The 4731-nt window shown below is 63.2% G+C and carries 4 protein-coding genes and 1 pseudogene; 2 read left to right on the forward strand and 3 right to left on the reverse strand.

The features are described from left to right. The 3 genes and pseudogenes from AAC023_RS13635 to katG form a co-directional block, all read right to left on the reverse strand. Positions 1 to 182, reverse strand: a pseudogene (locus AAC023_RS13635) (6-O-methylguanine DNA methyltransferase); the annotation flags it as partial. Between the two features lie 18 nt (positions 183 to 200). Further along, complete coding sequence (locus AAC023_RS13640) at positions 201 to 749, reverse strand: DUF2244 domain-containing protein (RefSeq protein WP_339741744.1); 549 nt, start codon at positions 747 to 749, stop codon at positions 201 to 203. A 142-nt stretch (positions 750 to 891) separates the two neighbouring features. Beyond that, entirely contained in the window at positions 892 to 3072 is a 2181-nt protein-coding gene (gene katG / locus AAC023_RS13645; RefSeq protein ID WP_339741745.1) for a catalase/peroxidase HPI, read from the reverse strand. Positions 3073 to 3329: 257 nt separating this feature from the next. On the opposite strand from katG, the gene AAC023_RS13650 reads away from it, so the two are divergent. Both AAC023_RS13650 and nth read left to right on the forward strand, forming a co-directional pair. After that, a complete protein-coding gene (locus tag AAC023_RS13650; protein WP_339741746.1) occupies positions 3330 to 3947 on the forward strand; it encodes a LysE family translocator in 618 nt (205 codons plus the stop codon). A 50-nt stretch (positions 3948 to 3997) separates the two neighbouring features. Next, positions 3998 to 4705 (forward strand): endonuclease III, encoded by a 708-nt coding sequence (gene nth / locus AAC023_RS13655; RefSeq protein ID WP_339741747.1) that lies wholly within the window; start codon positions 3998 to 4000, stop codon positions 4703 to 4705. The last annotated feature ends 26 nt before the right edge of the window (positions 4706 to 4731 follow it).

The following is a 4731-nucleotide window of genomic DNA, read 5'->3' on the forward strand; positions in this document are numbered from 1 at the left end:
GGGCTGACCCCGACCCAGCGCGTGAAGACACGCTGGAAATGGTGCGGCGACAGACCGGCGGCGCGGGCAGCGGCATCCAGGTCGGGATGGTCCTGCCAATGGTCACCGAGAAAGGCGAGGGCGGCGGAGACGCGATCAAAATCGCGGGCGGCGGCGTCGAGGGTGTAGATTTCAGCGGTCATGGGGAGAGTTTAGGCCGCTCAGCCCGGCTCGCCACCCGTTTCTTGCGGCATAAAGCGGCGGGCGCGACCAATCGCATCCCCCAGCGCGGCGGCGAATTCATCGCGCTCCTTCGGGCTGAGAAATGCGCCCAGCACCAGCCAGCGCCCGTGCGAGCCGATGGCCACCTGGGCGTCATGCTTGCCGGCATTGAGATGCTGCAGCCGCGCCCAGCCGGTCGGCAGGCGGTAGCGGCGCACATGCCCGGTCGGGTGCTGGCGCGTCACCTCGATATCGCGCGCATCGACGCGGACATATTCGCGCAAACGGCCATCGCGATAAGACACCCGGAAAGCGAACCAGACCAGAAGCGCATCGAGCCCGAAAAACGGCATCACCGGCCAGGCCCCCATCGAGACGAAGAGGATGCCGGAGAGGAAGGAAACCCCGGCCACGGTCAGAATGAGGACTTTGAAGGCCGGATTGGGCAGGGAGCGATTGGGGGCGAGTTCGGCATCCATGGTGAAGGGCCCGGCGGCGGGCGCATCGCCATCGCTCGAAGCGGGCCAGGTTTCGACAAGGCTTGCCATGAGGCCATTCAAGCCCGGCCCGGCGCGTCGCGACAGGTGACGTTTCAGCGCAGTCCACACCGGGGCGGCCCGCGCAAAGAAAAAGAGCGAGCCCTGCGGCCCGCCCTTTCCTTGGATCGTGTCTTGAATATGCCGGCGCGGATCAGGCCAGATCAAAGCGATCGAGATTCATCACCTTGTCCCAGACCTTGACGAAATCGCGCACGAAGGAGGTTTTCGAGTCCGAGGCGGCATAGACTTCGGCCAGGGCGCGCAATTGCGAGTTGGATCCGAAGACCAGATCGACGCGGCTTCCCGTCCATTTGACCTGGCCGGTCTTGCGGTCACGCCCTTCAAACAGATCGTCCGATCCGGCGACCGGCTCCCATGTCGTGCCCATATCCAGCAAATTGACAAAGAAGTCATTGCTGAGCGTGCCGGGCCGGTTTGTGAAGACGCCATGCTTGGTGCCGCCAAAATTGCCACCGAGCACGCGCATGCCACCGAGAAGAACCGTCATTTCCGGCGCTGTCAGGGTGAGCAATTGGGCTTTGTCGACCAGCATTTCCTCGGCTGGCCGGTCGGCCGTCTTGCCGAGGTAATTGCGGAAACCGTCCGATCTCGGCTCGAGCGGCTCGAAGGAGTCGATATCGGTCTGCGCCTGGGACGCATCGGTGCGGCCCGGTGCGAAGGGCACAGTGACATCATGCCCCGCCTGTTTGGCGGCAGCTTCAACCGCTGCACAGCCACCGAGCACAATCAGATCAGCCATGGAGACCTTCTTCTCGCCGAAGGCTTTGCGGATCTCCTCCAGCTTTGCCAGAACCTTGGCCAGCTCGGCCGGCTGATTGACGGCCCAGTCCTTCTGCGGAGCGAGCCGGATGCGGGCACCATTGGCACCGCCGCGCATGTCCGAGCCACGGAAGGTCGAGGCCGAGGCCCAGGCGGTCTGGACCAGCTGGGCGGTGGTGAGGCCGGATGCGAGGATCTTGGCCTTCAACGCGGCGATATCCTTGCCGCCAATCGGCTTGTGATCGGGTTCGGGGACCGGATCCTGCCAGATCAGCTCCTCGGAGGGCACTTCCGGCCCGAGATAGCGCGAGACCGGGCCCATATCGCGATGGGTCAGCTTGTACCAGGCGCGCGAGAAAGCGTCGGCGAAGGCTTTGGGGTTTTGCTGATATCGCCGCGCAATCGGCTCATAGATCGGGTCGAAGCGCAAAGACAGATCAGCCGTCGTCATCATCGGACGGTGTTTCTTCGACGGATCGAAGGCATCGACGATCATGTCGGCCTCTTCGCAATTCTTGGGATGCCATTGATGGGCGCCGGCCGGGCTCTTTGACAATTCCCACTCATATTTGAACAGAATATTGAGATAGCCCATATCCCATTTCGTCGGGTTGGTTTTCCAGGCGCCTTCAATGCCGCTGCCGATCGCATCGCCGGCCTTGCCGCTGCCATATGAGCTCTTCCAGCCCAGCCCCATCTGCTCGATCGGCGCCGCTTCGGGCTCCGGTCCGACCAGGGCGGCATCGCCGGCCCCATGGCATTTGCCGAAAGTGTGACCGCCGGCGACCAGCGCCACGGTCTCTTCATCATCCATCGCCATGCGGGCAAAGGTCTCGCGGACATCGCGGCCGGAAGCGACCGGGTCGGGATTGCCGTTCGGGCCTTCCGGATTGACGTAGATCAGGCCCATCTGCACGGCTGCGAGCGGGTCTTCCAGGTCGCGATCGCCGCTATAGCGCTCATCGCCAAGCCAGGTGCTCTCGGGACCCCAATAGATATCCTGTTCCGGTTCCCAGATATCGGAGCGGCCACCGGCGAAGCCGAAAGTCGGACAGCCCATCGATTCCAGGGCGCAATTGCCGGCCAGAACCATCAGATCGGCCCAGGAGATTTTCTGGCCGTATTTCTGCTTGATCGGCCAGAGCAGGCGGCGTGCCTTGTCGAGATTGACATTGTCGGGCCAGCTATTGAGCGGCGCAAAACGCTGCGAGCCGGAGCCGGCACCGCCGCGGCCATCGCTGATGCGATAGGTGCCGGCGCTGTGCCAGGCCATGCGGATGAAGAAGGGGCCGTAATGGCCATAATCAGCCGGCCACCAGTCCTGGCTGTCCGTCATCAGGGCGTAGAGGTCTTGCTTGACCGCCTTCAGGTCGAGGCTCTTGAACGCCTCGGCGTAATCGAAATCCGGATCGAGTGGATTGGCCAGACTGGAATTCTGGCGGAGGATTTGAAGATTCAGCTGTTCCGGCCACCAGTCGCCATTATTGGCCGATCCGGCTGCCGTGTGTCGCTGGGATGCGCCCATTACCGGGCATTTGCTTTCGCCGTCCATGTGATCTCCGATCATGGTTCGTGGTGAATTCCTTACGCGAACGCTCTGACGCTATGATCTGACGATGCCGGATTGCGACCCATAACTCCAATCGAAAGTATCCGAACAAGCCATAGAGAAAATCTTTGACCGCCCGGCCTATTGCCCCCAAAAGCCCGGAAACAGAGGCCCGGCCAAACCCGGCATTTCTGCACTAAGCGCCGCATTCGCCCACAGCAACAGGTGACGTATCCGCACAGCTTGCGTAATCAGGGCTCATGTTCGACCTCGCCGCCCTTGCTACTTTCGCATTCACCGTCCTCGTCATCGAGCTGACGCCGGGGCCGAACATGGCCTGGCTGGCCGTGCTCAGCGCCAGCGAGGGCCGGCGCGCCGGCTTCGCAGCGGTGGCCGGCGTAGCGCTCGGCCTGACCGTGGTTGCGGCCGCAGCCGCGCTAGGCCTTGGCGCCCTGCTTGAACGGGTCGACTGGCTGTACGAGACGCTGCGCTGGGCCGGTGTCGCCTTCCTGATCTATCTCGGCATCCAGGGCTGGCGCGATGCCGATGATGTGCCCTCGGTCGACGCCAATCAAGGCTATTTGCGTTATTTCGCGCACGGTTTCCTCGTCAACGCCCTCAACCCCAAAGCCGCACTGTTCTACGTCTCCGTCTTCCCGCAATTCATCCGGCCCGACGCTCCCGTGGCGCCTCAGGCGGCCGTGCTGGCCGTGATCTCGGTCTCGATCGCCACCCTGATCCATCTCGGCATCGTCATGCTGGCCGGCAGCGCCCGCCATTTTCTCGAAGAGCCAGGACGCCACCGCATTTTCCAGCGCGCCCTGTCGCTACTGCTGATCGGCGTCGCCATCTGGCTCTTGGTGGCGACCGCGCGCTAACGCAAGAAACGGCATGACGCCGGCGGGCGGACCGCGCTAGACAGAAGGCCATGAGCAAGACACCCGCAAAGACCCCGTCCAGGAAACCGAAAAAACGGGCCCCGCGCGGTCTGACCCGCGAGCAGGCGCTCGATATCTTCGCCCGCCTGGCCCAGGACCGTCCCGAACCGAAGACCGAGCTGGATTATGTGAACCCCTTCACCCTGCTCGTCGCCGTCGCGCTGTCGGCGCAGGCGACTGATGTCGGGGTCAACAAGGCGACGAAATTATTGTTCGAGGAAGCGGACACGCCGGAAAAAATGCTGGCGCTCGGCGAAGATCATGTCCGCGACCGTATCAAGACGATCGGCCTGTTCCGCAACAAGGCCAGGAATGTCATCATCATGTCGCAGCAATTGGTCGAGCGTCATGGCGGCCAGGTGCCCCATGACCGCGCCTCGCTCGAAGCGCTGGCCGGGGTCGGGCGCAAGACCGCCAATGTCGTGCTCAACGAGGCCTTCGGCGAGGAGACCATCGCGGTGGACACCCATATCTTCCGCGTCGGCAACCGCACCGGACTGGCGCCGGGCAAGACTCCGGAAGAGGTCGAGGCCCGGCTGATGAAGATCGTGCCGGCCGCCTATATGAAGGGCGCACATCACTGGCTGATCCTGCACGGTCGCTATATCTGCAAGGCGAGAAAACCGGAATGCTGGCGCTGCCCGATTGCCGATCTGTGCCGCTTCAAGGACAAGACGCCGGCGCCGAAGGGCGCCTAACGCTTCGGCGCAATCAGGGTCTCGTA

Origin of the sequence: uncultured Maricaulis sp., assembly GCF_963976135.1 — a bacterium.
GTDB lineage: Bacteria > Pseudomonadota > Alphaproteobacteria > Caulobacterales > Maricaulaceae > Maricaulis.

What these genes read in the sequence shown, in the direction of transcription:
- AAC023_RS13640 (WP_339741744.1), bottom strand. Translation starts at nt 749, where the DNA reads ATGGCAAGCCTTGTCGAAACCTGGCCCGCTTCGAGCGATGGCGATGCG.
- katG (WP_339741745.1), bottom strand. Translation starts at nt 3,072, where the DNA reads ATGGACGGCGAAAGCAAATGCCCGGTAATGGGCGCATCCCAGCGACAC.
- AAC023_RS13650 (WP_339741746.1), top strand. Translation starts at nt 3,330, where the DNA reads ATGTTCGACCTCGCCGCCCTTGCTACTTTCGCATTCACCGTCCTCGTC.
- nth (WP_339741747.1), top strand. Translation starts at nt 3,998, where the DNA reads ATGAGCAAGACACCCGCAAAGACCCCGTCCAGGAAACCGAAAAAACGG.